Origin of the sequence: Arthrobacter sp. D5-1 (assembly GCF_017357425.1) — a bacterium.
Taxonomy (GTDB): domain Bacteria; phylum Actinomycetota; class Actinomycetes; order Actinomycetales; family Micrococcaceae; genus Arthrobacter.
The window spans coordinates 2,772,206-2,798,777 of the sequence record NZ_CP014571.1 but is presented as its reverse complement, the minus strand read 5'-3'; the positions used below and the strand labels follow the sequence as shown (position 1 = coordinate 2,798,777).

Annotated in this window: 23 protein-coding genes, 1 tRNA gene and 1 pseudogene; 14 read left to right on the top strand and 11 right to left on the bottom strand. The window is 62.6% G+C overall.

Annotation, left to right across the window (positions count from 1 at the left end):
* Nucleotides 1-118: 118 nt before the first annotated feature.
* Together AYX22_RS12750 and AYX22_RS24090 are read right to left on the bottom strand one after the other, a co-directional pair.
* Nucleotides 119-2,515: a site-specific integrase gene (locus AYX22_RS12750; protein WP_207593784.1), complete on the bottom strand. Its 2,397-nt coding sequence runs from the start codon at nt 2,513-2,515 to the stop codon at nt 119-121.
* Nucleotides 2,512-3,240 (bottom strand): tyrosine-type recombinase/integrase, encoded by a 729-nt coding sequence (locus AYX22_RS24090; RefSeq protein ID WP_242703324.1) that lies wholly within the window; start codon nt 3,238-3,240, stop codon nt 2,512-2,514. Before AYX22_RS24090 ends, AYX22_RS12750 begins: the two co-directional genes overlap by 4 nt.
* A 555-nt stretch (nt 3,241-3,795) precedes the next feature.
* Here AYX22_RS24090 and AYX22_RS12740 point away from each other — a divergent pair.
* The 3 genes and pseudogenes from AYX22_RS12740 to AYX22_RS12730 form a co-directional block, all read left to right on the top strand.
* A pseudogene (locus AYX22_RS12740) lies at nt 3,796-4,266 on the top strand (DNA-processing protein DprA); the annotation flags it as partial.
* An 87-nt stretch (nt 4,267-4,353) separates the two neighbouring features.
* On the top strand, nt 4,354-5,253 hold the full coding sequence (locus AYX22_RS12735) for a tyrosine recombinase XerC (protein ID WP_207597575.1): 900 nt from the start codon (nt 4,354-4,356) through the stop codon (nt 5,251-5,253).
* Nucleotides 5,254-5,489: 236 nt separating this feature from the next.
* Entirely contained in the window at nt 5,490-5,993 is a 504-nt protein-coding gene (locus AYX22_RS12730; protein WP_026005636.1) for a DUF3145 domain-containing protein, read from the top strand.
* A gap of 162 nt (nt 5,994-6,155) precedes the next feature.
* Here AYX22_RS12730 and AYX22_RS12725 read toward each other — a convergent pair whose 3' ends face one another.
* The 6 genes from AYX22_RS12725 to aceE all read right to left on the bottom strand — a co-directional run bounded on the left by AYX22_RS12725 (nt 6,156) and on the right by aceE (nt 14,201).
* A complete protein-coding gene (locus AYX22_RS12725; protein WP_207593783.1) occupies nt 6,156-7,391 on the bottom strand; it encodes a beta-ketoacyl-[acyl-carrier-protein] synthase II in 1,236 nt (411 codons plus the stop codon).
* 132 nt (nt 7,392-7,523) lie between these two features.
* A complete protein-coding gene (locus AYX22_RS12720) occupies nt 7,524-7,769 on the bottom strand; it encodes an acyl carrier protein (RefSeq protein WP_011692310.1) in 246 nt (81 codons plus the stop codon).
* A 117-nt stretch (nt 7,770-7,886) separates the two neighbouring features.
* On the bottom strand, nt 7,887-8,948 hold the full coding sequence (locus AYX22_RS12715; protein ID WP_207593782.1) for a beta-ketoacyl-ACP synthase III: 1,062 nt from the start codon (nt 8,946-8,948) through the stop codon (nt 7,887-7,889).
* On the bottom strand, nt 8,945-9,874 hold the full coding sequence (locus tag AYX22_RS12710; RefSeq protein ID WP_207593781.1) for an ACP S-malonyltransferase: 930 nt from the start codon (nt 9,872-9,874) through the stop codon (nt 8,945-8,947). The genes AYX22_RS12715 and AYX22_RS12710 overlap by 4 nt, the downstream gene beginning before the upstream one ends.
* 88 nt (nt 9,875-9,962) lie before the next feature.
* Nucleotides 9,963-11,207: a helix-turn-helix domain-containing protein gene (locus AYX22_RS12705; RefSeq protein ID WP_089595416.1), complete on the bottom strand. Its 1,245-nt coding sequence runs from the start codon at nt 11,205-11,207 to the stop codon at nt 9,963-9,965.
* Between the two features lie 204 nt (nt 11,208-11,411).
* Entirely contained in the window at nt 11,412-14,201 is a 2,790-nt protein-coding gene (aceE, locus tag AYX22_RS12700) for a pyruvate dehydrogenase (acetyl-transferring), homodimeric type (RefSeq protein ID WP_207593780.1), read from the bottom strand.
* Nucleotides 14,202-14,582: 381 nt separating this feature from the next.
* Here aceE and AYX22_RS12695 point away from each other — a divergent pair, with 381 nt between their 5' ends.
* The 7 genes from AYX22_RS12695 to AYX22_RS12665 all read left to right on the top strand — a co-directional run bounded on the left by AYX22_RS12695 (nt 14,583) and on the right by AYX22_RS12665 (nt 19,529).
* Entirely contained in the window at nt 14,583-15,002 is a 420-nt protein-coding gene (locus AYX22_RS12695) for a DUF3052 domain-containing protein (protein ID WP_207593779.1), read from the top strand.
* A complete protein-coding gene (locus AYX22_RS12690; RefSeq protein WP_207593778.1) occupies nt 14,999-15,502 on the top strand; it encodes a peroxiredoxin in 504 nt (167 codons plus the stop codon). The genes AYX22_RS12695 and AYX22_RS12690 overlap by 4 nt, the downstream gene beginning before the upstream one ends.
* The gene (locus AYX22_RS12685) at nt 15,499-16,455 is read left to right on the top strand and encodes an NAD-dependent protein deacetylase (RefSeq protein WP_207593777.1); all 957 of its coding nucleotides are present in this window, start codon (nt 15,499-15,501) and stop codon (nt 16,453-16,455) included. The genes AYX22_RS12690 and AYX22_RS12685 overlap by 4 nt, the downstream gene beginning before the upstream one ends.
* Nucleotides 16,456-16,510: 55 nt before the next feature.
* Nucleotides 16,511-16,583, top strand: a tRNA-Val gene (locus tag AYX22_RS12680).
* A gap of 116 nt (nt 16,584-16,699) precedes the next feature.
* Nucleotides 16,700-16,990 carry a hypothetical protein gene (locus AYX22_RS12675; protein ID WP_207593776.1) on the top strand — a complete coding sequence of 97 codons (291 nt, stop codon included), beginning with the start codon at nt 16,700-16,702 and terminating at the stop codon, nt 16,988-16,990.
* Between the two features lie 235 nt (nt 16,991-17,225).
* Nucleotides 17,226-18,020 carry an IclR family transcriptional regulator gene (locus tag AYX22_RS12670; RefSeq protein ID WP_089595344.1) on the top strand — a complete coding sequence of 265 codons (795 nt, stop codon included), beginning with the start codon at nt 17,226-17,228 and terminating at the stop codon, nt 18,018-18,020.
* Nucleotides 18,021-18,170: 150 nt separating this feature from the next.
* A complete protein-coding gene (locus tag AYX22_RS12665; RefSeq protein ID WP_207593775.1) occupies nt 18,171-19,529 on the top strand; it encodes an MFS transporter in 1,359 nt (452 codons plus the stop codon).
* Between the two features lie 82 nt (nt 19,530-19,611).
* On the opposite strand, the gene AYX22_RS12660 is transcribed toward AYX22_RS12665, so the two are convergent.
* Nucleotides 19,612-20,115, bottom strand: a complete 504-nt coding sequence (locus tag AYX22_RS12660) for a hypothetical protein (RefSeq protein ID WP_207593774.1) — start codon at nt 20,113-20,115, stop codon at nt 19,612-19,614.
* Nucleotides 20,116-20,230: 115 nt separating this feature from the next.
* Nucleotides 20,231-21,298: a D-2-hydroxyacid dehydrogenase gene (locus AYX22_RS12655; protein WP_207593773.1), complete on the bottom strand. Its 1,068-nt coding sequence runs from the start codon at nt 21,296-21,298 to the stop codon at nt 20,231-20,233.
* 70 nt (nt 21,299-21,368) lie between these two features.
* Between AYX22_RS12655 and AYX22_RS12650 the strand changes: the two genes are divergently transcribed.
* Genes AYX22_RS12650 through AYX22_RS12640 form a run of 3 tightly spaced genes read left to right on the top strand, consistent with a single transcriptional unit; the run spans nt 21,369 to nt 24,132 of the window.
* Nucleotides 21,369-22,280, top strand: coding sequence for an NAD(P)-dependent oxidoreductase (locus AYX22_RS12650; RefSeq protein WP_207593772.1), 912 nt, complete (start codon nt 21,369-21,371; stop codon nt 22,278-22,280).
* 35 nt (nt 22,281-22,315) lie between these two features.
* On the top strand, nt 22,316-23,086 hold the full coding sequence (locus AYX22_RS12645) for an SDR family oxidoreductase (protein ID WP_207593771.1): 771 nt from the start codon (nt 22,316-22,318) through the stop codon (nt 23,084-23,086).
* Nucleotides 23,086-24,132 (top strand): L-idonate 5-dehydrogenase, encoded by a 1,047-nt coding sequence (locus AYX22_RS12640; RefSeq protein WP_207593770.1) that lies wholly within the window; start codon nt 23,086-23,088, stop codon nt 24,130-24,132. The genes AYX22_RS12645 and AYX22_RS12640 overlap by 1 nt, the downstream gene beginning before the upstream one ends.
* A gap of 7 nt (nt 24,133-24,139) precedes the next feature.
* On the opposite strand, the gene AYX22_RS12635 is transcribed toward AYX22_RS12640, so the two are convergent.
* Nucleotides 24,140-24,868: an FCD domain-containing protein gene (locus AYX22_RS12635; RefSeq protein WP_089595337.1), complete on the bottom strand. Its 729-nt coding sequence runs from the start codon at nt 24,866-24,868 to the stop codon at nt 24,140-24,142.
* Nucleotides 24,869-25,112: 244 nt separating this feature from the next.
* On the opposite strand from AYX22_RS12635, the gene gndA reads away from it, so the two are divergent.
* A complete protein-coding gene (gene gndA / locus AYX22_RS12630) occupies nt 25,113-26,549 on the top strand; it encodes an NADP-dependent phosphogluconate dehydrogenase (protein WP_014922062.1) in 1,437 nt (478 codons plus the stop codon).
* The last annotated feature ends 23 nt before the right edge of the window (nt 26,550-26,572 follow it).

Below are 26,572 nucleotides of genomic sequence, written 5' to 3'. Positions count from 1 at the left end.
TTGTGTGTTGCGGCCGGCCCCCTGGCGCGGCGTTCGTTCTTTCACCGTTGCCGCCACTGCTGGAGCTACTGTCCATGCTGTCATGTTCCAACAGCCGAGGTCGAGGCCGCGATCCTCGTTAGCGCTCTTTTTGAGTTGTTGAATTCCGGACCCGCGGGGTGCCGAGTTCGACGGTTCCTCCTTGGTGTTGGCTGTGAAGCTTATACATTTGCGCGAGTTTCATCTCGGCGCTGTTGAGGGTGACGCGCAGGCCTTCGACGTCTCCGAGCCAGCCGTGTTGCTTGGCCTCGGTGATGCGCTCCCGGAGGTTGTCGATGATGTCCTGAAACCGGTCGATTTGGGTGGGGTCGGGGCGCAGGAGTGCGCAGCGCAGGCAGGCGTGTTCGTGTTGGCAGCCGGTGCCGTAGGCGCGTCCGCAGCTGCCGAGGCTCAGTTTGCGCTGGACGAAGTGGGCTTCGAATTCGTCCCATTCTGCGGCGGTGGGTTCGCGGTATTCCTCGGTGGGCCTGGTGACGCGTCGCTTCTCGATGAAGGTGCGGTGGTGCCGGATGATGTCCTGGGGATAGATCGCTGCGTATCCCTGAGTTGTCGCCAGGCTGGCGTGTCCCATCAGGACTTGAACGATGTGGGGCGGCAGTCCGCTGGCCAGGGCTTCGGTCGCAAAGATGCGGCGGAAGTCGTGTGGGGTGAATCTGACCCGGGTTCCGCCGACTCTGATGTTTGCGCGTTCTGCCAGGTCATTGAGCAGGCCTGCGATGGTGGCCGTGGACATGACCCGGAGGGGCCCGGCCCCGTAACGGCGGACGAACAGGTGAGGCATGGGTGAGCTGAGCACTTTCTCGCCCGGGTCCCAGCGCTGCGTCAGGGGCACGCTGCCTGTTTGTGGCTGGGTGACTCGGGAGAGCACCCGGTAGAGGATGTGCACCAGTTCGGGGCTGGCCACCATCAGACGTTCGGTGTCGGTCTTGCTTGGGGCGAAGTGCAGCAGCGGGATGGTCTCACCGGTCGCCGGGAGCTTGTAGGGCTGGATGCTCATGTGCACGAGTTCGAGGACTTCCTCGATCCGGGCGCCGGTATGGCGGAGGGTCTCGACAAGGGCCCAGGTCCAGAAGGCGTTGTCCTCTTCGAAGGACAAGTCGCGGTCTTCTCCGTTGCGGCGTATCCGCACCGGCGCATCTTCGCTGCGGCGAAAGACTTCCCATGCCCGGCCGTCCACGTCGATGGTGTTACCGGCACCCGCGGCGAGGGCGGCGGTCAGGGCTGCTTCCGCGTCGCGCAGCGCCTGCTCGGCTGTCTCAACCATTCGGGGCAACACCGGAGCCAGTGCGCGGGTGCGTTGCTGCATCGTCGCGGTGGTGGCGCGGCGCTGTTTGAGGTAGCCGCGGGTTTCTGCGTAAGTGATCGGGCTCGGGGCAGCCCACTGGGCCCAGTATGCGTCTTCGAGTGCCCACTGGCTGATGTCGAGGTAGAACGCGCGGACCGCGTAGTAGATGCCGTGGTGACCGCGGCGCGTGCTCCCGTCTGGATTCACTCGGCTTCTGGTCTTCCAGGCCTCGGCCTGCTGCTGGGTCAGCGCGAAGGTGCTTTGGTCTGGGTGGTGCTTCAGGATGTCCGCGAAGAAGACACCGGTCAGGTTCCTGGCCAGGCCAGAGAGCGAGGAGTAGTCCAGCGCGGCGGACCGGATCTGCAGGTAGTGGATGAGGGGTTCGCGGCATGGCCCGGTAATTCCGGAGTAGTCGACCATTTCCTCAACGGTTCGTTGTCCGACCCGCCGCCGTGATGGCATGTCCTGGGATTCGTGGCTGATCCATCCCAGGCCGTGCAGGACGGGCCATATGGCGTTCAAACCGCTGCGGCTGAGATTGATCAGTCGTCCCGGCAGTTGCGTGCTGTGCTCCAGGATGTCTTCGGCTGTGAGTTGCCGGATCGACTTGCCGGTGTGGGCCTGAACGCGGCCAAGGGTGAGCAGCCCGTTGTTTGCCTGCACCGGGGAGACCTTCGCGTCTATCAGGGCTTGTTCGATTTTGGCGGTGTTGGCGGGATCCCGGAAACGGCTGAGTGCCTTCAAGAAGGCAAACCGCTGGCCGGCAAGCCAGCGGTGGGACGGACGGAAGACGTCCATCGCCAGTATCGGGCCCATCGCGGCGTTGAGCGCTTCGATCTCATTCTTGTTCTCCGCGTTCTTAGTAGCGGCCCCGTTGATCGTGGTCCGCCACGTGAGGGTGTCAGGCCCGGTTTGGCTTTCAAACAGCGTCCAGCGGTCCTGCCAGGTTTCACCCGGCAACTGATCCAGATGCCGGAGGATCCGCCGCATCCGTGCCCGGTGGCGCTCTGCCCTGGGCCAGTACCGACCACACTGCTCGAGCTGGTCAATGATGTCCTGAATGCTTGCCCGCGCCAGCGGACCGTGGGGGATGTCCGACGGTGACGGCGGCTCTTGCTCCAGCGGCGGCAAAGGGGTGAGGTCGTTCCAGCTCCGCCGTCCGGTCTGGATACTACGACCCGCCGCGGTCACTGGTTCCCCCAAAGCACGCTCAGCTCATCAGGGTTATAGCGTTGGCCTGCCGGTGAACTGTCCTCGGCAACCGGGGACCTGGTGGTGATCTTGGTGCGGTAGTGCTCGATGACGTCGTCCATGTGCGGGGTGGAGTAAACAGTGGTCGTTTCCAACCACTTGTGCCCCAGCAGTTCCTGGACCTCGTGAAGGCCCATGCCTCCTTCGAGGGCACGGATCGCGAACGTGTGCCGCAGGTCGTGCAGCGTCCAGTTCGCCCCCAGCGAACTATTGCATCGCTTCAGGACCGCCCGCATGGCCTCGTATCCCAGTGGACGTGGTTCGCCGCGCAATGTCAGCCAGACCGGCTGATCTGCCCCGGCCACGCCAGCTTCCAGCTGGTAGAGCCGAAGCCAAACGAAGGCATCCGGCGCGGCAGGAAGCCACTGCAACTGACCGCCCTTGCGGTAAACACCGATCAGCTGATCACCGACGTTGATCCGGTCGCCCGTGAGTCCGAGCAGCTCGCTGGCCCGCGCACCGCTGCTGACATAGAAGGCCACCAGCGCCCGGTCCCTGTTCGAGCGCAACCGCCGGAACAGGTCATTGAACCGCTCATCCGGGATCGACCGAGGCACCCTCCGCGCCTCCCGCTGACGCAACGGCTGACGCCGGATCACCGCAAAGTCCCGGCCAGGATCGTGATGCGCGTGCGCACGGCCCCGGCGCAGATCAAAAGGGTTCACGACAGGTCCCTGGCCCTGCCGCAGCTGGTACGCATAAAAGGCTTTGCACACGGTCGTGGTGTGATTGATCGTTGCCGGAGAGTATCGCGTCCCGGGATGCCCCTTGCCCGTGATCATATTCCGGCTCGGCCGACGCCCGGGCTCGCTGCGATTCCCCACGAACTTCTCAACCTGACGGGCCCACAACACGAAGTCCCGCGCCTCAAGGGCGCTTGCGTGATCCCACCCCACTCCGACTGCCCACAAAAACCGAAGGAACCGGAGCAACGATAAAGCGTAGGTCCGCACCGTCTGAGGCGAGTAGTCGCTGGCGACTAATTCGAGGAAGTAATCCGTCGCAGGAGCAAACTCCACACCCGCCGGATCCACAATCACGAACCCCGGGATACCAGGGCGAGTAGCGACCTGCCCGACTTCTGCAACGGTCAGGCCCTCAATCCTGCGCGGGGCAGAAACACGATTCGAAAGATCCACGACAAAAAGCATCCCGCCCAGGATCTGCTCAAGTACCGGCGACACGCGTCGTTAACCGAGCACTTAGTCCGGTAAATAAACCTGCAGCGGAACAGGCTCATTGCAGCCCTGGCGTCCGTCACCGTCGTGGTAGAGGCTCGTTGGCGTTCAGGTGCCCTCAATACTGCTCATCATGCTGAATCGATCGGCAGGGTTGTCGCCACCGTGCCGGGATCCATTCACAGCGCCAACTCCGCAGGTTGCCACCGCCTGCTGCGGGATGGAGGAGCTGTGTGCGTCACTGACGTGGGTGAGATCGCCGAACTGGCCGGAGCAATCGGCGAATCCACCAGTGAGGAAAAAAGCGCCGACGTGTCAGTACACGATGGTTTGTCGCTGGAAGATCTCATTCTTTTGGATGCCCTGCCCCTCCGTTCCACCAGTTCAGTGGAAAAGCTGACTGTGGTGGCAGGCCTGAGCCCGGATGCTGTGCGGGCAGGCCTTGGACGACTGGGACTCATGGGATTGGCCAGCTCAGAACGAGGCGCCTGGAAACGGGCCAAAAATACCTGACCAGGATTGGAAACATGTTGATCCGTCCTGTCGGTGCCGGATGCTGGCACAGTGGGACGTGTGAACGGACAATCACTGCCATCATCGATGCTCAGCGCCCTTGCTGGTTTTCGCCGCTACCTGGAGGGTGAACGGGCGAGGTCGGCGCACACTGTGCGTGCTTATCTTGCAGATGTGGAGAGCCTCCTCGGTTTTGCCGTGCAGGAAGGTATCGAAGAGCTCGGCCAGCTCGAGCTGGGTTCCCTGCGCCGCTGGCTGGGTGCGCAAAGTGAAGCGGGCATGGCCCGGGCCACCCTGGCCCGCCGGGCTGCCACGGCCAGGTCTTTCACCGCCTGGGCCCTGAGGGAAGAGCTTATTGCCACTGACCCGGCGATCCGCCTGCAGGCTCCCAAACGGGACAAATCCCTGCCAGGAGTCCTTCAGCAGCAGCAGGTTACCCGGATGGTGGATGACCTGAATACGGCAGCCGCGGAAGGGGGCCCCATGGCTGTTCGCAACCGGGCCATGGTGGAACTCCTGTACGCCACCGGAGTTCGCGTCGGAGAACTTGCCGGCCTGGATATTGATGACCTCGACCCGGACCGTCGGACTCTCCGGGTTGTGGGCAAGGGAAACAAGGAGCGAACTGTTCCGTATGGAGTCCCGGCAGCTGTGGCAGTCGATGACTGGCTTCGTAGGGGACGTCCTGCAGTGGTCACCGCCAGCAGCGGGCCGGCCCTCTTTTTGGGCGTACGGGGCAACCGGGTTGATCCACGCCAGATCCGGGCCGTGGTCAGCGAGCTGCTGCAAGCCTTGGGCGATACGTCGGCCACGGGACCGCATGCGCTCAGGCACAGCGCGGCAACCCACCTTTTGGACGGCGGAGCGGACTTGCGCGCCGTCCAGGAAATTCTGGGACACAGCAGCCTGGCGACCACGCAGATTTATACCCATGTGTCCGTGGACCGGCTGAGGAAAAGCTACCAGCAGGCGCACCCCAGGGCCTGAGTAGGCCCGCCCATGAGCCGCACTGGCGGAAAGCGGCGCCGTACGGCAAAATAAGAGCACCACGGGGAAACCTTCAATTCACAGTTGAGGGTTATCTTTGTGCCAAGATCGTCAGTAGCACTTCACATAACTGAATAGCCTGTCAGGGCCCGCGTAATTCATGTCATCCGGCAGCAACAGCAAACATCCAAGCAGAGGTCGTTGGGGAAGACGTACCTACAGCTATGGAGGATGGAATGTCTGTTGCAACAACCCGCGGTGTCCTGTTTGTGCACTCGGCCCCTACGGCACTTTGCCCGCACGTCGAGTGGGCCATTGGATCGGTCGTGGACAAGCGGACCGATCTTGAGTGGACCCCTCAACCTGCTGCGCCCGGAATGTTCCGGGCCGAGTTGTCGTGGACGGGAACGCCCGGCACGGGTGCGCAGTTGGCATCAGCCCTTCGGGGTTGGGCGCATCTGCGTTACGAGGTCACCGAAGAACCGAGCCAGGGAGTGGACGGTGCCCGTTGGTCCCACACCCCGGAGCTCGGAATTTTCCATGCCGTCACGGATGTCCATGGCAACATCATGGTCACCGAGGACCGCATCCGTTACGCCTACGAATCAGGTGCAGGCGACCCCTCGGCTGTCTACCATGAGTTGTCCCTGGCGCTGGGTGAGGCGTGGGACGAGGAACTCGAACCCTTCCGGCATGCAGCAGAGGGCGCACCGGTTCGCTGGCTGCACCAAGTCGGTTAGCAGGGCAGCACCAGGTAGGCTCAGCGCACAGAGTCCGCCGACCTCATCCAACTAAATCCGACGAGAAGCGTCTTCCATAGCAATGAGAAGGGCCCCACCTGATGGTGGGGCCCTTCTCACGCTTCAACCAAACGTCGATAAAGGAGCGTGCTCCGAGTCCGGTCAGACGTTCCTGACCGCAATGACGGCGTTGTGTCCTCCGAAGCCGAAGGAGTTGCTCAGCGCCACGATGTCACCGGATGGCAGGTCGCGGACGGAGGTCACAACGTCGAGGGGGATCTCGGGATCCTGGTTTTCGAGGTTGATGGTCACTGGGGCCTTGCGCTCGTAGACCGCCAGTACTGTCAAGACAGCCTCAACGGCCCCTGAAGCGCCCAGGAGGTGGCCCATCTGCGACTTGGTGGCAGAGACCGCCACGTTGTCTACGTGGGTCCCCAGAGCAGCGCGCAGCGCCGTGTACTCGGGCTTGTCGCCGACAGGAGTCGAGGTGGCATGTGCGTTGACGTGCACCACGTCTTCGGCCTGGATGCGGCCATCAAACATTGCCGCCTTCAGAGCCCGGGTCGCACCAAGGCCTTCGGGGTCCGGTGCGGTGATGTGGTAGGCATCCGCTGTGACGGACGTTCCGGCCAGTTCTGCATAGATGCGGGCGCCGCGGGCAATGGCGTGTTCCTCGGCTTCGAGGACCAGTGCGCCGGCACCTTCACCCATGACGAAACCGTCCCGGTCGGTGTCGTACGGGCGGGAGGCGCGCTCCGGCTCGTCGTTGCGGCGGGACAATGCCTGCATGGAGGAGAACGCGGCCAACGGCATCGGGTGGATGGCAGCTTCAGCGCCACCGCATACTACGACGTCTGCTTTGCCGGAGCGGATCAGGTCCAGGCCCAGGTGGAGTGCTTCGGTGCCGGACGCACATGCCGAAACCGGGGTGTGCGCTCCAGCGCGGGCGCCGAGGTCAAGGCTGACCGCTGCGGCCACACCGTTGGGCATGAGCATGGGAACGGTCATGGGCAGGACCCGGCGGGGACCCTTGTCCCTGAGCGTGTCCCAAGCGTCCAGCAGGGTCCAGACGCCGCCGATTCCGGTGGCGAAGGCTACCGCGAGACGGTCGTGGTCGATCTCTTCGATACCGGAGTCGGACCACGCTTCACGTGCGGCGATGACACCAAACTGCGTGGATGGGTCCATGCGCTTGGCCTCGACGCGGCTCAGAACTTCAAGTGCCGGCGTCGAGCACCGGGCAGCAAAGTGAACGGGGAGGTCGTATTTGGCCACCCACTCGTCTTCGAGCGTGCGGGCGCCGGAGACCCCTTTCAGCGCGTTCTTCCACATTGTGGGTACGTCGCCGCCGATGGGAGTGGTGGCCCCCAGACCGGTTATGACTACTTTGCGTGCCATGCGATCACTCTCTGTCGGATCAGCCATCCCTCCTGCAGCGTTCACAAGGGGAGGCAAAAAGTCTTTGGGTGGTATTGCGGCTGTGCCGGGCGCAGGGACGTTAATCCCGGCCCGGCACAGCTGGTGTCAGGACTAGGCCTGTGCGTTGGCGATGAAGCTGACGGCGTCGCCGACGGTCTTGAGGTTCTTGACCTCTTCGTCCGGGATGCGAACGCCGAACTTCTCTTCAGCGTTGACAACGATGGTCATCATGGAGATGGAGTCGATGTCCAGGTCCTCGGTGAAGGACTTGTCCAGCTCTACGGCTTCGGTGGCGAGGCCCGTCTCTTCGTTGACGATTTCAGCCAGGCCGGCCAGGATTTCTTCGTTGCTAGCCATTGTTGGCTCCTTTTCTTGTTGTACCGGCTACTGCCGGAAAGGGGGCAAACCGCGGTTTACGGTTTGGGTTTGTAAGTCGTATTCAGTTGGCTGGTGGTAGCCGGGACGAGTCCCGGTCTACGGCAGGACCACTACCTGGGCGCCGAAGACCAGTCCGGCGCCGAACCCGATCTGCAGGGCCAGGCCGCCGCTCAGCTCAGGGTTCTCCTGAAGCAGGCGGTGCGTTGCCAGCGGGATCGACGCTGCGGAGGTATTGCCCGCTTGGGCGATGTCGCGGCCGATGACAACGGATTCGGGAAGCTTCAGCTTCTTGACCATCTCGTCGATGATCCGCATGTTTGCCTGGTGCGGAACGAAGGCAGCGAGGTCGCTTGCTTCAATGCCGGCGGCATCCAGAGCCTGCTGGGCAACCTTGGCCATTTCCCACACGGCCCAGCGGAACACGGTCTGACCGTCCTGCCGCAGGGTGGGCCAAACATCCTGGGTTGCCGAAAGAATGGCGGGATCGTCGATTTCATCGGAGTGCCGGGCGGATTCGCCCAGCTTCTTGACGTCCTCAAGGGAGTGGGTCATGCCGATGGCGTCCCACTTGCTGCCGTCTGAGCCCCAGACGGAGGGGCCGATGCCAGGAGTGTCGGACGGGCCAACCACCACAGCGCCTGCGCCGTCGCCGAGGAGGAACGAGATGGTGCGTTCGTGGTTGTCGATGACATCGGAAAGCTTCTCCGCGCCAACCACCAGGACGTATTGGGCTGCGCCGGAACGAACCAGGGCATCGGCCTGGGCCACGCCATAGCAGTACCCGGCACAGGCGGCCGAGATATCGAAGGCGGGTGCCGGCGTCGCGCCCAAACGTTCGGTGAGCGCAGCGGCAGCCGACGGCGTGGCATAAGGGTGCGTCACGGTGGACACGATGACGGCGCCCAGTTGGGACGCGTCGATTCCTGCGTGCTGCAACGCTTCGCGTGCGGCGCCTTCAGCCATGTCGATGACGCTGATGTCAGCAGCGGCGCGGTGACGGGTGATGATGCCGGTGCGCTGGCGGATCCATTCGTCGGAGGAGTCGATCCACTGGCACACGTCGTCGTTGGTGACAATGACATCGGGGCGGTAGGCGCCGATGCCGAGGATACGGGCGTTCTCGTTGACAACTGCCTTGTTCAACACGGGAGTGCTCATGCCTGTCCCTCCAATTCTGCGAAGAGAGCGAGAGCCGCGGACAGGTCATCCGGGGTTTTGACAGCGACGGTCTTGACACCGGGCATGCCGCGCTTGGCCAATCCTGCGAGGGTGCCGGCTGGGGCCAGTTCGATCACGCCGGTGACACCGCGGCTGACGAGCGTTTCCATGCATTTGTCCCAGCGGACGGGACGGGACACTTGGGCGATCAGGCTGTCGACGGCGGCAGGTCCGGCAGTGACTTCCTTGCCGTCGTAGTTGGACAGCAAAGGAACGGCCGGGCTCTGGGGTGAAAGCGACGGTTTGAGGGACTCGAGCGCGCTGACGGCCGGAGCCATATGGGAGGTGTGGAATGCTCCTGCAACCTTGAGGGGGATCACGCGCGCTTTAGCCGGCGGATTTTCTGCCAAGGCCTTGAGCTGGTCGAAGGTGCCCGCTGCGACTGTCTGTCCGGCACCGTTGACGTTCGCGGGCGTTGCTCCGGCGGCTTCGATGGCTGCCAGTACCTCAGCGGGATCGCCGCCCACCACAGCACTCATGCCGGTAGGGGTGACAGCGGCAGCAGCGGCCATGCTGTTGGCGCGTTCCCGGACGAAGGTCATGGCTTCAGCTTCCGTGAGGACGCCGGCCAAGGCAGAAGCCGTGATCTCGCCTACGGAGTGGCCGGCGAGGATCACGGGGAGGGTACTGAGCTCGACGTCGAACAAAGACGAAGCAGCTACCAGCCCTGCCGCGACAATCAGCGGCTGGGCCACTGCAGTGTCCTTGATGGTTTCTTCATCGGAGGTGGTGCCGTGGGCCTTGAGGTCAATGCCTGCGATCTCGCTCAGGTTGGCCAGTTGGCCTTCGACGGAGGGGAGTTCCAGCCAAGGGGCCAAAAATCCGGGGGTCTGGGAGCCCTGTCCAGGGCAGACGATTGCAAGCACGTATCCAGCTTTCCAAATTGCCACGTGATCCACTGGTGTTTTGGTACACCAAGCTCACTGGGTCAGTTTGTAGGAAGTCTACAACGGTTCAGTTCTGTGAACGCGACGTATGACGTTCGGGAGCGGCTTTCGGTTGCGCTGAAAGCCGGCCTACCACCAGGGCGGTTTGGAGGACGAAAGCTTCCCTTGGGAGGAGCGGATCCCAGCCCGTTACGTCGCAGACACGCTTCAAACGGTAGCGCACTGTGTTGGCATGGACGAACAGTTCGCGTGCCGTTGCTTCCAGTGAATGCCCCAGCTCCAGGTAGGTTCCCAGAGTCTCCACCAACCCGTTGGAGGCGGCAAGCAGCGGCCGGTAGATGTTCTTGATCAAGGACCTGCGGGCTGCGTCATCACCGGAGACAACACGCTCCGGAAGCAGGTCGTCGGCGGCAACTGGACGTGGAGCGGAAGGCCATGCGCGGGCGGCAGTGAGACCCGCGAATGCTGCCTGGGCCGAGCTGCTGGCCTCCAACAAAGACCCGGCCTCGGGCCCATAGACCACTGCGCCCGGCGCAAAAAGTTCGCTGAGTTTGAGGTATGCGGTGTCGCGGTCCTGGACACCACCAAGGATCAGGATGAGCCGGTCACCCTGGATTCCCACCAGGGCGTCCTCGGCGAAACGCCCGGCAGTCCGGCGGAGCTCGCTGACATAGCTGGCGCTTGGTTCCGACGGCGAATTCCCCACCATCACCGTGAAGCGCTCCTGGGCTTTCCAGCCAAGGGCTGCGATCCGGGACCGCAAAGCATCCGTGTTCTCACCGCGAAGGATGGCATCCACAATCAGTGCTTCCAGGCGGGTATCCCAGGAGCCGCGGGACTCGGCGGCCCGGGCGTAGACGTCCGCAGCCGCGAAGGCCACTTCCCGCGAATACCGGAGGACCGCTTCGCGAAGTGAGGGCTGATCCGATTCCGGCGCGATCACCGGTACCTGGTCTTCCACCACCTCCACGACGATGCGGATCAGCTGCAGGGCTTTTTGCAGGCTGATGGATCGGGTCAGTTCCGTGGGGGCGTTGCCGAACACGTCCGTGAGAATCCATGACGGTGAGCTCGGCCGTTCGTACCAGGTCACGAATGCCGCGATGCCGTTCTGTGCCACGAGCCCCAGCGCCGAGCGCTCATCGGAGCTCAAACGGCTGTACCAGGGCAGGGACTTCTCGAGTTGGCGCATGGTGCTGGTGGACAGTTGGCCCACATTGGCACGGAGTTGACGCAGAGTTTCGGCCTTTTCAGGCGACAATGCCTGGGTTGCTGCCTTGCGCTTGGTGGTGGTTTTGCTCGGCTCTGCCATGGAACGAGCATACGGCCCATCCCGGGCAAGCTCCATTTGTGAGAAGGCTACAACTTGTGTTGTTGCTGCTCACATGACCTGGAGACTCTTCCCCCACGGTTAAACCACGACGGCGGCCGCCACCTTTCGGTGGAAGCCGCCGTTTCGTTGGGTGCTGGAGTGGCCCTTGGTACCGGACTGCGTCCGAGGGTTTTCCTGCGGTTGTTAGGCGTCTCCGCCTGCTCCGCCGGTGGTGCCGGCATTCACATCCAGGAGCCGGTACTTCTCGATGGCCTTCTCCAAGGCACCTTCTTCAACTTCTCCCTTGGCGGCAAGGAGTTGGAGGGTTTTGGCGACGATGGAGTGGGTGTCGTTTTTGAAGTAGCGGCGTGCGGCTTGGCGGGTGTCGGAGAAGCCGAAGCCGTCTGCTCCGAGGGAGGCGAAGTCGTTGGGGATGAATTGGCGGATTTGGTCGGGGACGGCTTTCATGTAGTCGGTGACGGCGATGACGGGTCCGGTGTGGCCGGCGAGTTGTTCGGTGATGAACGGGGTGCGGGCGGGTTGGCCGGGGTTGAGGAAGGCGTGTTCTTCGGCGGCGAGTCCGTCGCGTCGGAGTTCGTTCCAGGAGGTCACGGACCAGACTTCGGCGGCGACGTTCCAGTCTTCGGCGAGGATCCGTTGGGCTTCGAGGGCCCAGGGCACGGACACGCCGGAGGCGAGGATGTTCGCGGTGGGGCGGTTCGCTGTGTTGGTGCCGTCCGCGGTGGGGGCGTCTGCGAGTTTGTAGATGCCTTTGAGGAGTCCGTTGATGTCCAGGTTTTCTGGTTCCGCGGGTTGGGTGATGGGCTCGTTGTAGACGGTGAGGTAGTACATCACGTTGTGGTCCTCGGAGGCCTCGCCGTACATTTCTTCGAGGCCGTGGCGGATGATGTGGCCGATTTCGTAGCCGTAGGCGGGGTCGTAGGTTTTCACGGCGGGGTTGGTGGAGGCCAGGAGGGGGGAGTGTCCGTCGGCGTGTTGGAGTCCTTCGCCGGTGAGGGTGGTCCGTCCTGCGGTGGCGCCGATGATGAAGCCGCGGGTCATTTGGTCGGCTGCGGCCCAGAAGGAGTCGCCGGTGCGTTGGAAGCCGAACATGGAGTAGAACACGTAGATCGGGACGAGGGGTTCGCCGTGGGTGGCGTAGGCGGTCCCGGCGGCGGTGAAGGCTGCGACGGCGCCGGCTTCGTTGATGCCGGGGTGGATCAGTTGTCCGGCGGGGGATTCTTTGTAGGCCAGGACGAGGTCGCGGTCCACGGAGAGGTAGTTCTGGCCTTTGGGGTTGTAGATTTTCGCGGTCGGGAAGAACGCGTCCATCCCGAAGGTCCGGGATTCGTCCGGGACGACGGGCACAAACCGGGCGCCGAAGTTCTTGTCCCGCATCAGGTCCTTGAGCAAACGGACGAAGGCCATGGTGGTGGCGGCTTGTTGTTTCCCGGATCCGCGCTTGGCCACGTCGTAGGACTTCGCGTCGGGCAAGGTGACCTCGGTGTGTTTGCGGCGGCGTTCGGGGACGAACCCGCCGAGCTCGGCCCGGCGTTCCATGAGGTACTTGATTTCGGGGGCGTCCATGCCGGGGTGGTAGTACGGGGGCCGGTAGAGGTCAGCGTCGAGTTGGTCATCGCTGATGGGGATGCGGAGGTGGTCACGGAAGGCTTTGAGGTCTTCCATGGTCAGTTTCTTCATCTGGTGGGTGGCGTTGCGGCCTTCGAAGTGCGGGCCCAGTCCGTAGCCCTTGACCGTTTTGGCCAGGATCACGGTGGGTTTGCCCTTGAACTCGGTCGCGGCCTTGTACGCGGCGTAGACCTTGCGGTAGTCGTGGCCGCCGCGTTTGAGGCCCCAGATCTGTTCGTCGTCCAAATCCGCGACCATGTCCTTGGTCTGCGGGGATTTGCCGAAGAAGTGTTCCCTCACGAACCCGCCGGACTCGGCTTTGTAGGTTTGGTAGTCACCATCGGGGGTTTCGTTCATGATTTTCACCAACGCCCCGTCCTGGTCTGCTTCCAGCAGGGAATCCCATTCCCGGCCCCAAACGACCTTGATCACGTTCCAGCCCGCACCGCGGAAGAACGCTTCGAGTTCCTGCATGATTTTGCCGTTGCCGCGGACCGGTCCGTCCAGGCGCTGGAGGTTGCAGTTGATCACGAAGTTCAGGTTGTCCAGGTTCTCGTTCGCGGCGAGCTGGAGCAAACCACGGGACTCGGGCTCGTCCATTTCCCCGTCACCGAGGAACGCCCAGACCTGCTGGTCCGAGGTGTCTTTGATGCCACGGTTCTGCAGGTACCGGTTGGACTGGGCCTGGTAGATCGCGTTCATCGGGCCGATACCCATCGACACGGTCGGGAACTCCCAGAAATCCGGCATCAGGCGCGGGTGCGGGTACGAAGACAACGCATGGCCGGCCTTGGACTTCTCCTGACGGAACCCGTCCAAATCCTCCTCGGTCAGACGGCCTTCCATGAACGCCCGGGCGTACATGCCAGGGGAAGCATGGCCCTGGAAGAACACCTGGTCCCCGCCGGAGGGGTGGTCCTTGCCGCGGAAGAAGTGGTTGAACCCCACCTCATACAACGTCGCGGCCCCGGCATAGGTGGAAATATGCCCGCCCACACCAATATCGGAACGCTGCGCACGGTGGACCATGACCGCGGCATTCCACCGCATGTACGCACGATACCGGCGCTCGAACTCCTCGTTCCCCGGGAACGGCGCTTCCTGGTCCACCGGGATCGTGTTCACATAATCAGTGGTCGTCACCATCGGCACACCCACCGACCTCGCGCCGGCACGCTGAAGCAACGAACGCATAATGTACTGGGCACGCTCGGTACCCTGCTCCGCGATCAACGCATCAAGGGACTCAATCCACTCCGCGGTCTCTTCCGGATCACGATCAGGCAGCTGGGCAGTCAACCCGCTGAGGATGTGTGAGGTCTCTTCTCCTGCAGCCACGTCCAACCTTCCTTTAGGCGCATGCATCGGCGCCTCAGGTCTGGCAGGGTAACTGCCCGTCGTGAACGCGTCGTGTGCGACATTTCGGTTTCAACAGCCCGGTCGGATGCGCCGGGCAGGTCTTGTGAGCGCTTGGCTGCCCAGTAGAATTCTGCGGGGCGATCGCCCTGCAGCCAGAGCGCTCATGGCCACTCTAGCTTTCACTGCGCTGGGATGCGTAGCCGTGGGCCCTGAAGGGCGTTGTATGTCACACCCCGCCGGCCTGCGTGACGGAAAGCACGTGAGTGTCACAGCCCCGAAACACCCCGGGGAATGCGGAATGTGGCCCGTGGCAGGGACAATGGCTTGAAGCACACGCCCAAAGGGTGTTGGCTGTTAGTAATGGAAGTCACTTCAAAAGGAGGAAACGTGAGCGAGGCCGACGCCGCCACATCGGTAAATGTGGCGGAACGAATGGGTTTCAAAGATGGGGATCTGATTCAGGAGCGCGGCTACGACGACGACGTCGACTTCGACTTGCGTGATGACGTTGAAGATGTGACGGGCTCTGAGCTGTTGGATGAAGACGACCACGACGTAGTAGATGCCGTTGTCTTTTGGTGGCGGGATGGCGACGGCGATCTTGTTGATGCCCTCATGGATTCGCTCACCACGCTGAAGGAAGGCGGAGTTGTCTGGGTGATGACCCCTAAGTCAGGCCGTGACAACTATGTTTCTCCGGCTGATATCCAGGATGCGGCCCCCACGTCCGGGTTGCACCTCACCACCTCTGCCGGGGTGTCGAAAGACTGGAGCGCCACCCGACTGGTGCCGAAGAAGAACAAGTGACCGATGTCCGACTGGCGCCGGCGCCTGCGGTTGTACCGCAGCCGGGCCAAACTGCGCCGGACTTTGAGCTCGTAAACCAGTTTGGCGAGCCTGTCCGCCTGTCGGATTACCGGGGCCGCAACGTAGTTGTGGTGTTCTACCCCTTCGCGTTCTCCGGGATCTGCACCGGTGAACTCTGTGAGATTCGCGACAACATTTCGGCGTTCGAGGATTCGAACGCCGTGGTACTTGCGGTCTCCGTGGACAGTAAATTCACCCTGCGCGCTTACGCCCACCAGGAAAGCTATGGATTTGACCTCCTGGCCGATTTTTGGCCCCATGGGGCGGTGGCAAGGTCCTATGGGGTTTTCGACGACGTCAGTGGTATGGCTCTGCGGGGAACGTTCATCATCGACGCCGCGGGGATCATCCGGTACGTCGTCGTCAATCCACGTGGACAAGCGAGGGACTTGGCTGAATACCGCCTCGCGCTCACGGCGCTCGATCAGCAGCAAGCATGAGTGCCGGCCGGCCCGGCGTGGGAATGACTGGTTTTGCCAGCATGGCTCCTGCGCCGGCGGCGCAGCTTGATCCCGATGAGCTTCTGTCAGTCAGGAAGGCTGTAGAGGCCATGGGTGGAAAGCGTCTGGCGGTGCTGACGGGCGCCGGACTCAGCACCGACTCCGGTATTCCGGATTATCGAGGGCCAGGTTCTGCACCCCGGAATCCCATGACCTTCCAGGAGTTCATCGGCAGCGAGGCCAACCGCAGGCGCTATTGGGCCCGGAATCATCTTGGGTGGTCCCACTTGAGGCATGCCGACCCCAACGCCGGACACGCCGCGGTCGCGCTGATGGAGCGCCGGGGCCTCCTGTCCGGCCTCATCACTCAGAACGTCGACAGGCTCCACGAGGACGCCGGCAGCGTCAATGTGGTGGATTTGCACGGGCGCTTTGACCAGGTGGTCTGTCTGGAGAACCGCCATATATTCAGCAGGCGGCTCATTGCAGCGATCCTTGAGGAGATCAATCCAGGGTTCCTTGAAGCCGCCCTGGAGTCCGGGCTCGTGGAAATGGCTCCGGATGCTGATGCAACGGTTGAGGATCCGGAGCTCATCACCTCGTTCATCATGGCGGTGTGTCCCAGGTGCGGAGGGATACTTAAGCCCGACTTCGTCTATTTCGGCGAAAACGTTCCCAAGGACCGCGTTGAGCGCGCCTACGCCATGGTTGATCAAGCGGAGGCACTCCTCGTAGCAGGCTCGTCGCTGACCGTGCAGAGCGGGCTGCGCTTCGTGCGCCACGCTGCCAAGGCCGAAAAGCCGGTAGTCATCATCAATCGGGGAGCCACCCGGGGTGACAGCTATGCCACCCTGAAACTCGAGCTCGGAGTCAGCGGCGCCTTGGACTATTTGGCACGGAATTTGCCGGATCTTCCAGGCGCGAATCCGCCGATTGGTGTTTCTCCCGATTGATCATGTAGAGTCGTTGTTCGTTGGTTGAAGCGCTGAGGCACTGAAACCGCACAATGGGTCTTTAGCTCAGCTGGTAGAGCGCCACGTTTACACCGTGGATGTCATCGGTTCGATCCCGGTAGGACCCACCGATGGAAACCCCGTCACTCCAAGCCTTTGGCTGGCAGTGGCGGGGTTTTTTCGCGCGAAGGCCACGTTCTCCACAACCCTTTAATGTCAGGGCCGGCTTCTAGGATTTTTCTCCATGGAGCACGTATATATCCGCAGCAGCACGCAGGGCACGCCCGCGGTGGTGGTGAGGGGCAATCGGGAATGGCGGATCGTGGTCGAGCCTGTGCGTTGGTTTGAGCGCGTCCCATGGTGGGAGCAGTCACGGCGAATGCCGAGGGGGCAAGGCCGCGTTGATGTGGAGATCTGGCAGGTTCAGGTTCGCTTGGGAAGCAATATCCGGTCCGGCATTGCTACGTGGGAGCTAATGCGGGACGGTGCCGGAGGAGGTTGGTGCCTCAGGGGCGAAGAAGTGGCCGCGGCCTAGGTTCCCCGGGAAATGGATGAGCTCTCCACCGCGACTATTGGGGGATGCCGCGGTGGAGAGCTCGAAAATGAATATACAGAGAACTTTTCGGTTTGGAAAGCTGAGCATGCCAAGCGGCAGGAACGTGTCGAAGAACCGGTTGGGTCTTGCCTCATGGTGGCAGCAGGGCGACACACTATGATGGGAAGTGTTCAGCTGAATGAACGCGATGAGAGAGTTCTGACAAAGGAGAATCATGGCCGATTCCCGCACCACCCGTTCCGAGGGGCTGGGTGCTTCGTCGCCTGCCCCTGCCGTGACCCGCGCAGCAGCGGTTCTTGAGGCGCTTGCAGGATCTCCGTCGGGTCGGCTGACGCTGAGTGATCTTTCCCGCGAACTTGGCATCCCCAAATCGTCCACGTCCAATCTCTTGCTGGCGCTTGAGGAAGCCCGCCTCATTACCAGGCAGGGCGCCGACTTTGCCTTGGGGCGGAAACTGGTGGAGCTGGGCGCCGCCTACCTGAGCCGGCTCGACGAGGTCCAGGAGTTCTACAAATACTGCGAGCAGGCGCCTACCCTCTCGGGTGAGACGGTGCGCATCGCCATGCTCGACGGCGACCACGTCATCTACCTGGCCCGCTATGAGGGGCATCCTGCGGTGAGGTTGACCTCTAATATTGGCGACAAGATGCCGGTCTCCCTTTGCAGCGTTGGCAAAGCCCTGCTGGCGCAACTGCATGATCACGACATTGAATCGATGTTCCCTGACGGCATGGAACTGCCGGTCATGACTGCCAACTCACTTCGCACCGCAGAGGAACTCAAGTCCCAAATAGCTGCCATCCGGAAGCAGGGGTTCGCCTTCGAAGATGAGGAGTCGACGGTGGGTGTGGTCTGCCTCGCTGTGCCCGTCCCTACGCATGGAGCCCACGGTCCCAGTTTGGGACTTTCGGTGACTGCGCTGAAGGCCACCTACTCCGAGGAGCAGGGCGCCTTGATGGTCAAGGAACTCAAGGAGTTGGCGCGATCACTGGGTAACCCGATGGGCTAATCCCTTATCTCCCTGGGACGCCATAAATAAATCTGATTACAACCTTGGCAGCGAGTTCAACAAGCTGTACGCTGTTCATCATAGTGATCTTGGCGGTGATGCCATCGCTATCTCGCCGGGCCAACGGGGGCCTGGGGTGATTTTGAGGGAGTGCTTGTGATAACTCGTACTAATGAACGGCTCGCAGCTGATGCTGACGATGCTGTTGTTGAGCCGGAACAGCTGCGCAGGGCTACCTTGGCCAGCTCCGTAGGCTCAGCCTTGGAGTACTACGATTTCTACATTTACGGATTGGCTTCCGCGCTGATCTTTGGCCCATTGTTCTTTTCCCCCCTGGGCCCGGAGGGTGCTCTGATCGCCTCCTTCGCCACCTATGGCGTTGGATTCGCGGCGCGGCCCTTCGGCGGGTTGATCTTTGGCTACATCGGCGACAGGTTTGGCCGCAAGATGGTCTTGATCCTGACCATTGCCTTGATGGGTACGGCAAGCTTCGCTATTGGGTTGCTTCCGACCTTCGAGCAGGCCGGAATGCTCGGGGCTGTCCTGCTGGTGACCTTGCGGATCATCCAGGGCCTTGGCGCAGGCGCAGAACAGGCCGGCGCCACTACGTTGATTTCCGAAGTAGCTCCGCGCCGTCGTCGTGGTTTCTTCGCATCATTGCCTTTCGTGGGCATCCAACTGGGTACCCTCCTCGGCGCGGGAACCTTTGCTTTGATTGCCATGGCTGACAAGGCCGTCCTGCAGGGCTGGCTGTGGCGGGTGCCCTTCCTGGCCAGCTTCATCCTGATCGCGGTGGCCATCTTCATTCGCCTCAAGCTCAAGGAAACGCCTGCCTTCCAGGAGTTGGAGAAGCACAAGAATGTGGTCAAGAACCCCATCAGTGCGCTGTGGAAGCACTCCAAGAAGAATGTGCTCCTGGGCATCGGGCTCCGTATGGGCGAAAACGGCAATTCATCGATCTACTCGGCCCTGCTGGTGTCGTTCATGAGCATGCCGGCAGGCGTCTTTGCCGGAAACAACTCGATCGGTCCGGTGGGCTTGCTGATCGCCGCTGGGTTCGCTGCGGTCCTGGTGGTGACGTTCGGCGCGCTGTCCGATAGGTTCGGCCGCGTTCCGGTGTACCGCTACGGGGCCCTGTTCCAAGCCATCATTGCGGTTCCTGCCTTCTACCTGGTCACCCTGGGCAACGTCACTCTGGTGTGGGTTGTCATGTCCGTGGGCATCGCCATCGGCGTCCAGTCGATGCTGGGCCCCCAGTGCCCGCTGCTGCCGGAGCTGTTCGGCTCCCAGTACCGCTTTACCGGTGTGGCCATGAGCCGGGAAATCTCAGCCGTCCTGGCCGGCGGACTCGCACCCCTGCTGGGTGCGCTCATGCTGGCGGCCACCAACCACTCGTGGTGGGTGCTGGCCATCTACTCCCTGGTCCTGGCGCTCATCTCCTTCGTCACCACCTTCTTCACTCCGGAGACGGCGGGCCGCGATCTCGTCAGCACCGAAGACGCCAAGTAGCGTCCCGGCACCACAAACACAGCGTGGCACCCTCCACACGGAGGGTGCCACGCTGTTTTGCAGGGAACTGGCGCTTGCCGAACTATTCCTGTTCTGCCTGCATCGGCCTGAAAACGCTGCCTGACAGGGGAGAGATTGCGAACCATCCGGTGCCTGTTCCGGGTGGGGCGTAGGCCAAAGAACGCGCGATTCGCTCCTTTTCTGCGTGTGCCGCAGCTGCAAGGGCATCGAAGGCAGCAACTACCTGCGGGTTGGGGGCCCTGGTGCCGCAAAACCGGTGCGGCCGGGCATTTTCTTCAGAGGGCCAGAACTCAACTTCATAACCATCGCCGAGTTCGTCCGCCACTCGCTGGGCCAGGCGATGACCTTCAGCGGTGTATCTGGCAGCAGTCTCCGCTGACTTCCAGGTGAAATCGCGTGTCAGAGACTCGTAGTAGAACTGTTCCCAGTCCAGGAGCTCATGCACCAGGCCTTCAGGCAGCCTCGTGAGGGAGTAGTCGATGGGACCGTCAAGCCAGAGCGCCGTGTCCCCGTAGTCCGGAAACAGGCGCACGGTGAAGCGTTGAAGACTCTCCGAGTCTGCCATGGGGCGATGCTACCTCAGCCGGTACGACAATAGGCACGGCCATGGTTGCCCTTGGCCGTGCCCATTGCAGGAACGTATGTCTGAAGCCGGCAGCCACCGCGGGTGGCTGCGGGGCCTAGTAGAAGTGGACGGGATCCACCAGGTGGGGCAGTTCGCCGCCGGCCAGGAACGTGCGGAGGTTGCTGCAGAACCGTTCGGCGATGAGGCGGTTCTCCGCAGAGCTCAGGGCGGAGGTGTGCGGAGACACCAGTACCCGGGGGTGGCTCCACAGGGGGCTGTCCTGGGGGAGCGGCTCCACGGCGAAGACATCAAGGCAAGCGTAGGAGACCTGACCGTTGTCGAGTGCTTCGAGCAATGCGTCCTCGTCCACCACTGTTCCGCGGCCCACATTGACGAAGACTGTGCCGGGTTTCATGGCAGCGAAAATGTCCCTGTTGAACAGCTTCTCCGTGTAAGGAGTGCCGGGGAGGGTGTTGACCACTGCGTCGGCGCCTGCCAGCAGTCCGGGAAGTCCATCGTTGCCGGTGACCTCATCAATCCCATCGATGGCTTCGACGTTGCGCTTGGTTCCGCTGACCTTCATGCCCAGGGCGCGTGCGATGCGTGCCGTCTCCATGCCGATCTCACCGAGCCCGGCAATGACCACCTTGGAGCCGTTGGCCAATTTGGTGGGGGTGCGGAGCCCGGGCCAGAACTTGGCGGCTTGGTCTTGTGCCATCTCTGCGCTGCGCTTGAATCCGTTGAGGATGCCGAACGCGGAGAACTCTGCCAGCGGCAGCGCGTGGACGCCTGCGGATGTGGTGACGCGGAACTTCTGCAGGGTTTCGGTGTCCAGGCCTGAGGCTTTAACTGCTCCGCCTGCGCCGGCGGCCATGGCGTGGATCCACTGCAGGTGGGGGTTGCTGGCAGCGATGCGTGCCAGCCCGGCGGGGCTTTCATTGGGGAAGCCGTAGAGAACCTGCGCCCGGTTCAGCAGGGACCAGTAGCGCTCCTCCTGCTCGGGCGTGCGCTTGAAGTCGGGATCGCCTGCGTGATCGGCAGGAAACCGCTCGGGGGGCAGCAGATCGGGTTCGTAGAGAACTGTTACAGAGGGATCTACAGCGCGGATCAGCTCTACGTGCTCTGCTTCGAGCGGCACAGCGATGGCGATGGTAAGTTCATCAGTCGTCATGGTGTTCATCATACTGAATGGCGGCTAGGATATTGAACAGAATTCCTAAAGATGACCACAAAGAAGTGAGGTGTTACCTTCCATGATCAGTCACCGAGTGGGCTTCGTGGGCCTGGGACTCATGGGCGCACCCATGGCCGCCAACATCGCCAAAGCCGGCTGGTCCGTCACGGGCTGGAACCGATCCGATGCGGCCTTCGAAGGGCTGACCGGCGTTCGTCGCGCAGCAAGCGTCGCGGAACTCCGTGACGAGGACGCCATCATCTTCATGCTCCCGGACCTGCCGTTCATTGAAGGCGCCGCCGAGGACCTGCTTGGCTCATGGCGGAACCAACCGCCAAAGCCCGGCACCGCCGTCGTGATTATGAGCAGTGTCTCGCCAACAGCGGTACAGCAGTTCGGTACGACACTCCATGAGGCAAGCAGTGGCAACGCCGTGGTGATGGACGCGCCGGTCAGTGGAGGCACAGCCGGTGCGCAAAACGGGACACTGGCCATCATGGTCGGAGCCACCGAATCCGGTTTCCAAACGCTGCAACCACTGCTGGGCGCCATGGGGACCACCGTTCGTCGGATGGGACCACTGGGAGCAGGATCCCTCGCCAAGGCGTGCAACCAACTGATTGTCGGAACCACGACGGCGGCGCTCGCCGAAGCCGCCGAACTCGCCGAACGGTCCGGTATGGAAGTGGGAGCCCTCTTTGACGTCCTGTCCGGCGGGCTGGCGGGAAGCCGGGTTCTGGACATCGTTGGTCCACGACTGGCCGCCAAGGACTACGTACCTACCGGTCCGGCCAAGTTCATGCACAAGGACCTTGGCTTCGTGGTGTCCAGCGCGGAAGCCGTTGGTTCCGCCGTTCCCATGGCTGCAGCCGCGATTGAACTCTACGCAGAACTCAAACGCCAGGGCCTCGGCGACCAGGACCTCGCCGTAGTCCGCCAAACCATCGCAAACCTGAGCCGGGCGCACGCAGCGTCGGCGAACACCAACTGAACCGGCGCAACCACAGAAGGAATGAAGAACAAAAGATGAGTGGACTTTTTGATCTGACAGGGCGGGTTGCCTTGGTCACTGGTTCGAGCAGGGGGATTGGTAACGCGTTGGCCAGGGGCCTGGCCGATGCCGGCGCTACGGTTGTGCTCAATGGCATCAATCCGGAGCGGCTTGAAGCGGCCCATCAAGCCATGGCGGTGGATTATCCGGCGGCCCGGGTGCACAGCCGCGCCTTCGACGTTACGGACGCTGCGTCCGCTGCTGCGGGAGTTGCCTGGGTGGAGGAGAACGTTGGCCCACTGGAGATCCTGGTGAACAACGCCGGGATCCAGCACCGCGTTCCCATGCTCGACCTGGACGTCAAGGATTGGGACCGGGTGATCACCACGGACCTGACCAGTGCATTCCTGGTAGGCAGGGAAGCCGCACGGCACATGATCCCCCGGGGACAAGGGAAGATCATCAATATCTGTTCGGTCCAGACGGACCTTGCCCGGCCAACCATCGCACCGTATGTGGCTGCCAAGGGCGGCCTCCGGAACCTGACCCGCGCCATGACTGCTGAGTGGGCCGCGTCCGGTTTGCAGATCAACGGCATCGCGCCGGGGTACATCCACACGGAAATGACGCAGAACCTGGTGGATGATTCCGACTTCAACTCCTGGATACTGGGCCGCACACCGGCCAACCGGTGGGGGACGGTGGCCGATCTTGCCGGACCCGTGGTGTGGCTTGCCTCCCAAGCGTCCAACTTCGTCAACGGCCAGACGATCTTCGTCGACGGCGGAATGACGGTGGTGGTCTGATGAACATCACTCTTCCGGCTTTCGGGCCCGCTGTGGTTGCCCATGGAAAGGGCGATCTCCGGATCGAAGACATCCCGTTGACCGCACCGGCTACCGGGGAAGCGATCGTGGAGATTGCCTACGGCGGGATCTGCGGTTCAGACCTTCATTACTGGTTGCATGGTGCGGCAGGGGAGTCGATCCTCAAAGAACCCATGGTCCTCGGGCACGAGATTGTGGGAGTGGTGGTCCAGCAGGCCGCCGATGGTTCCGGCCCTGGCGTGGGAACGCCGGTGGCCGTCCATCCAGCGACGCCGGCCCCTGGGGACGCCAGGTATCCGGAAGACCGGCCGAACCTCTCCCCTGGCTGCACGTACTTGGGCAGTGCTGCCCGGCATCCGCATACGGGCGGCGCGTTCAGCCGCTACGCCAACCTGCCCTCCAGGATGCTCCGCCCGCTGCCGGAAAACCTGGACCTTCGCACCGCTGCGCTCGTCGAACCGGCCAGTGTTGCATGGCACGCAGTCGCCCGCGCGGGCGACGTCAAGGGCAAGACGGCCCTGGTGATCGGCAGTGGCCCGATCGGCGCCCTTGCCGTCGCAGTCCTCAAGCGTGCCGGCGCGGCCAGGATCGTCGCTGTCGACATGCATGACAAGCCGCTGGAAATCGCCGGCGCTGTTGGCGCGGATGAAGTCCTCAAGGGCGATGAAGCGGAGGCCATAGCGGCAGTGGATGCCGACGTCGTTATTGAGTCCTCGGGAAGCCATTACGGACTGGCCTCGGCCATCAAGGGAGCCACGCGCGGCGGCAAGGTAGTGATGGTTGGCCTGCTGCCGTCAGGACCGCAACCGGTGTTCATCTCCCTGGCCATCACCCGCGAGTTGGAACTGCTCGGCTCGTTCCGCTTCAATGACGAAATAGACGACGTTATTACTGCTTTAGCCGATGGGTCGCTGTTCGTGGAGCCCGTGGTGACGCACAAATTTGACCTCGCCCACGGATTGGAAGCCTTTGAGGTAGCCAGGAACTCCGCCGAATCCGGCAAGGTCCTGCTGAACTTCGGATAACTGCCGGCTAGTTTTTGGACACAGGCACGAAGACGCGGGGCTGGTCATCCCAGCTGGGTGCCAGCTCCGCTATGGTCTGCCGCATGATCTTTGCCGCCGCGTCCCGCGCCAGGGAACCGTCTCCGGCGTCGATCGCGTGGGCGACGTCCATGTGCCACTGCAACGCCTGCTTCTGGGGGTGTTCAGGCATAAGTCCGTGCACCGTACGTCCGGTGAGTGTCTCGGTGACCTGGCCAATGAGGTTGGCGAACATTTCGTTGCCCGAGCCGGACAGCACCAGGGCGTGGAAACGGATGTCAAGGTCCAAGAACCTGGCCATATCGCCGGCGTCGCCGGCTTCCTTCATGGCCAAAGAAATACCCACCAGCTCTTGGCGGAGGCTTTCCGGTGCATTGCCTGCGGCAAGTTCTGCAGCAACGGGCTCGACGGCGGAACGCAGCTCTGCGAGAGACCGCAACTGGGCGCCACGCCCTTCGCCTGCCAGCCGCCAACGAATCACCAAGGGATCGAAAGGATTCCACCGGTGCGCAGGAAGGACCCGAATGCCCACCCGCTTGATGGTCTCCACGAGGCCCAGCGACTGCAGGACGCGCACAGCTTCCCGTACTACCGAGCGGGACACTTTGAGTTCGTCTTCCAAGTGCTCCGCCAACATCACATGTCCGGTTGGCAGGGCGCCACCCACAATCCGGGTTCCCAAATGCTCAACGGCGCGGTGGTGGAGGCTGGTCGACATAGAGGTAAGCATAGTGGCGCACGGGTCGCCTGCGTGCAGGACCCGGCGTCGCATGCACGGGTGGATCCGGGCGCTCATCATAGACTGTTTATGACGCGGGGAGCTTCCATAACGTGGGCACCGCTTTCCCGCCCTAGGTTTTAATACGTATGGTTTATTACAGCCCCTGGTTTTGAAATCGCTTCCTGTGTGCCCCCAGGGGGGCACGGCAGGACTGTTTGTACACGAACGAATTGGAGTTTTGATGTCAGCACACATCGGTGTCACCGGCCTTGCGGTGATGGGCGCCAACCTGGCCCGCAACCTCGCCCGCAACGGCTTCACCGTGGCTCTCCACAACCGCTCCGTGGAAAAGACTGACGCCCTGCTCGAAAAGCACGGCACGGATGGCGACTTCATCCGCACGGAAACGCTGCAGGAGCTCGTCGATTCCCTCGAAAAGCCCCGTCGCGTCCTCATTATGGTCAAGGCAGGTGCTCCTGTTGACAACGTGATCGAACAGCTCGAACCGCTGCTTGAAGCCGGTGACATCATCATCGACGCCGGCAACTCGCACTACGAGGACACCCGCCGCCGCGAGGCCGCGCTGGCAAAGAAGGATCTCCACTTTGTCGGCGTCGGTGTATCCGGTGGCGAAGAAGGCGCCCTTAACGGCCCATCCATCATGCCCGGCGGCTCCCGCGAGTCCTACGACGCCCTCGGCCCGCTGCTGGAGAAGATTTCCGCCAAGGTCGACGGCGAACCCTGCTGCGCCTGGATCGGCACCGACGGTGCCGGCCACTTCGTCAAGATGGTCCACAACGGCATTGAATACGCCGACATGCAGGTCATCGGTGAAGCATTCGACCTCCTCCGCTCCGGTGCAGGCATCGAGCCCGCCGAGCAGTCCAAGATCTTCGCAGAATGGAACAAGGGCGATCTGTCCTCCTTCCTGATCGAAATTTCCGCTGAGGTCCTGGGACACGTTGACGCCAAGACGGGCAAGCCGTTCGTGGACGTCGTCGTCGATGCCGCAGGCCAGAAGGGCACGGGCCGCTGGACGGTCATCTCCGCCCTGGAACTCGGCTCCCCGGTCTCCGGCATCGCCGAGTCCGTTTTCGCCCGCGCACTGTCCTCCCAGACCGAGCAGCGCAAGCTTGGCCAGGAACTGCTCGCCGGCGAAGAAGCCTCCGTGGAAATCCCCGAGACCTTCGTCGAGGACGTCCGCCAGGCACTGTACGCCTCCAAGCTGGTCTCCTACGCCCAGGGCCTGGACATGCTGACCTCTGCAGCCAAGGAGTACGGCTGGGACCTCAAGCTGGATGAGATCGCTTCGCTCTGGCGTGCAGGCTGCATCATCCGTGCAGAACTGCTCAAGGACATCACCAAGGCATATGCCGCGGAAGAGAAGCCCGCCAACCTGCTGTTCGCGCCGGCGTTCACCAAGGCCATCGCCGAGGCACTCCCGGCGTGGCGCCGCGTCGTGGCCACCGCAGTCCAGTTGGGCATCCCGGTACCGGTGTTCTCCTCCTCGCTGGCCTACTACGACGGCCTGCGCCGCAAGCGCGTTGCCGCTGCCCTGATCCAGGGCCAGCGCGACCTCTTCGGAGCACACACCTACGGCCGTGTGGACACCGAGGGTACGTTCCACACACTGTGGGGCGAAGACAAGTCCGAGATCTCGGCGGTCGACACCCACTAGCATCACCGTCCCGTCAAAGGCCG

Excerpts from the sequence above, each read along its gene's own strand:
- AYX22_RS12650 (WP_207593772.1), top strand. The coding sequence starts at position 21,369 with ATGATCAGTCACCGAGTGGGCTTCGTGGGCCTGGGACTCATGGGCGCA.
- AYX22_RS12660 (WP_207593774.1), bottom strand. The coding sequence starts at position 20,115 with ATGGCAGACTCGGAGAGTCTTCAACGCTTCACCGTGCGCCTGTTTCCG.
- AYX22_RS12670 (WP_089595344.1), top strand. The coding sequence starts at position 17,226 with ATGGCCGATTCCCGCACCACCCGTTCCGAGGGGCTGGGTGCTTCGTCG.
- AYX22_RS12735 (WP_207597575.1), top strand. The coding sequence starts at position 4,354 with ATGCTCAGCGCCCTTGCTGGTTTTCGCCGCTACCTGGAGGGTGAACGG.
- AYX22_RS12645 (WP_207593771.1), top strand. The coding sequence starts at position 22,316 with ATGAGTGGACTTTTTGATCTGACAGGGCGGGTTGCCTTGGTCACTGGT.
- gndA (WP_014922062.1), top strand. The coding sequence starts at position 25,113 with ATGTCAGCACACATCGGTGTCACCGGCCTTGCGGTGATGGGCGCCAAC.
- AYX22_RS12640 (WP_207593770.1), top strand. The coding sequence starts at position 23,086 with ATGAACATCACTCTTCCGGCTTTCGGGCCCGCTGTGGTTGCCCATGGA.
- AYX22_RS12685 (WP_207593777.1), top strand. The coding sequence starts at position 15,499 with ATGAGTGCCGGCCGGCCCGGCGTGGGAATGACTGGTTTTGCCAGCATG.
- AYX22_RS12635 (WP_089595337.1), bottom strand. The coding sequence starts at position 24,868 with ATGTCGACCAGCCTCCACCACCGCGCCGTTGAGCATTTGGGAACCCGG.
- AYX22_RS12730 (WP_026005636.1), top strand. The coding sequence starts at position 5,490 with ATGTCTGTTGCAACAACCCGCGGTGTCCTGTTTGTGCACTCGGCCCCT.
- AYX22_RS12655 (WP_207593773.1), bottom strand. The coding sequence starts at position 21,298 with ATGATGAACACCATGACGACTGATGAACTTACCATCGCCATCGCTGTG.
- AYX22_RS12715 (WP_207593782.1), bottom strand. The coding sequence starts at position 8,948 with ATGAGCACTCCCGTGTTGAACAAGGCAGTTGTCAACGAGAACGCCCGT.
- AYX22_RS12705 (WP_089595416.1), bottom strand. The coding sequence starts at position 11,207 with ATGGCAGAGCCGAGCAAAACCACCACCAAGCGCAAGGCAGCAACCCAG.
- AYX22_RS12725 (WP_207593783.1), bottom strand. The coding sequence starts at position 7,391 with ATGGCACGCAAAGTAGTCATAACCGGTCTGGGGGCCACCACTCCCATC.
- aceE (WP_207593780.1), bottom strand. The coding sequence starts at position 14,201 with ATGCATGCGCCTAAAGGAAGGTTGGACGTGGCTGCAGGAGAAGAGACC.
- AYX22_RS12720 (WP_011692310.1), bottom strand. The coding sequence starts at position 7,769 with ATGGCTAGCAACGAAGAAATCCTGGCCGGCCTGGCTGAAATCGTCAAC.
- AYX22_RS12675 (WP_207593776.1), top strand. The coding sequence starts at position 16,700 with ATGGAGCACGTATATATCCGCAGCAGCACGCAGGGCACGCCCGCGGTG.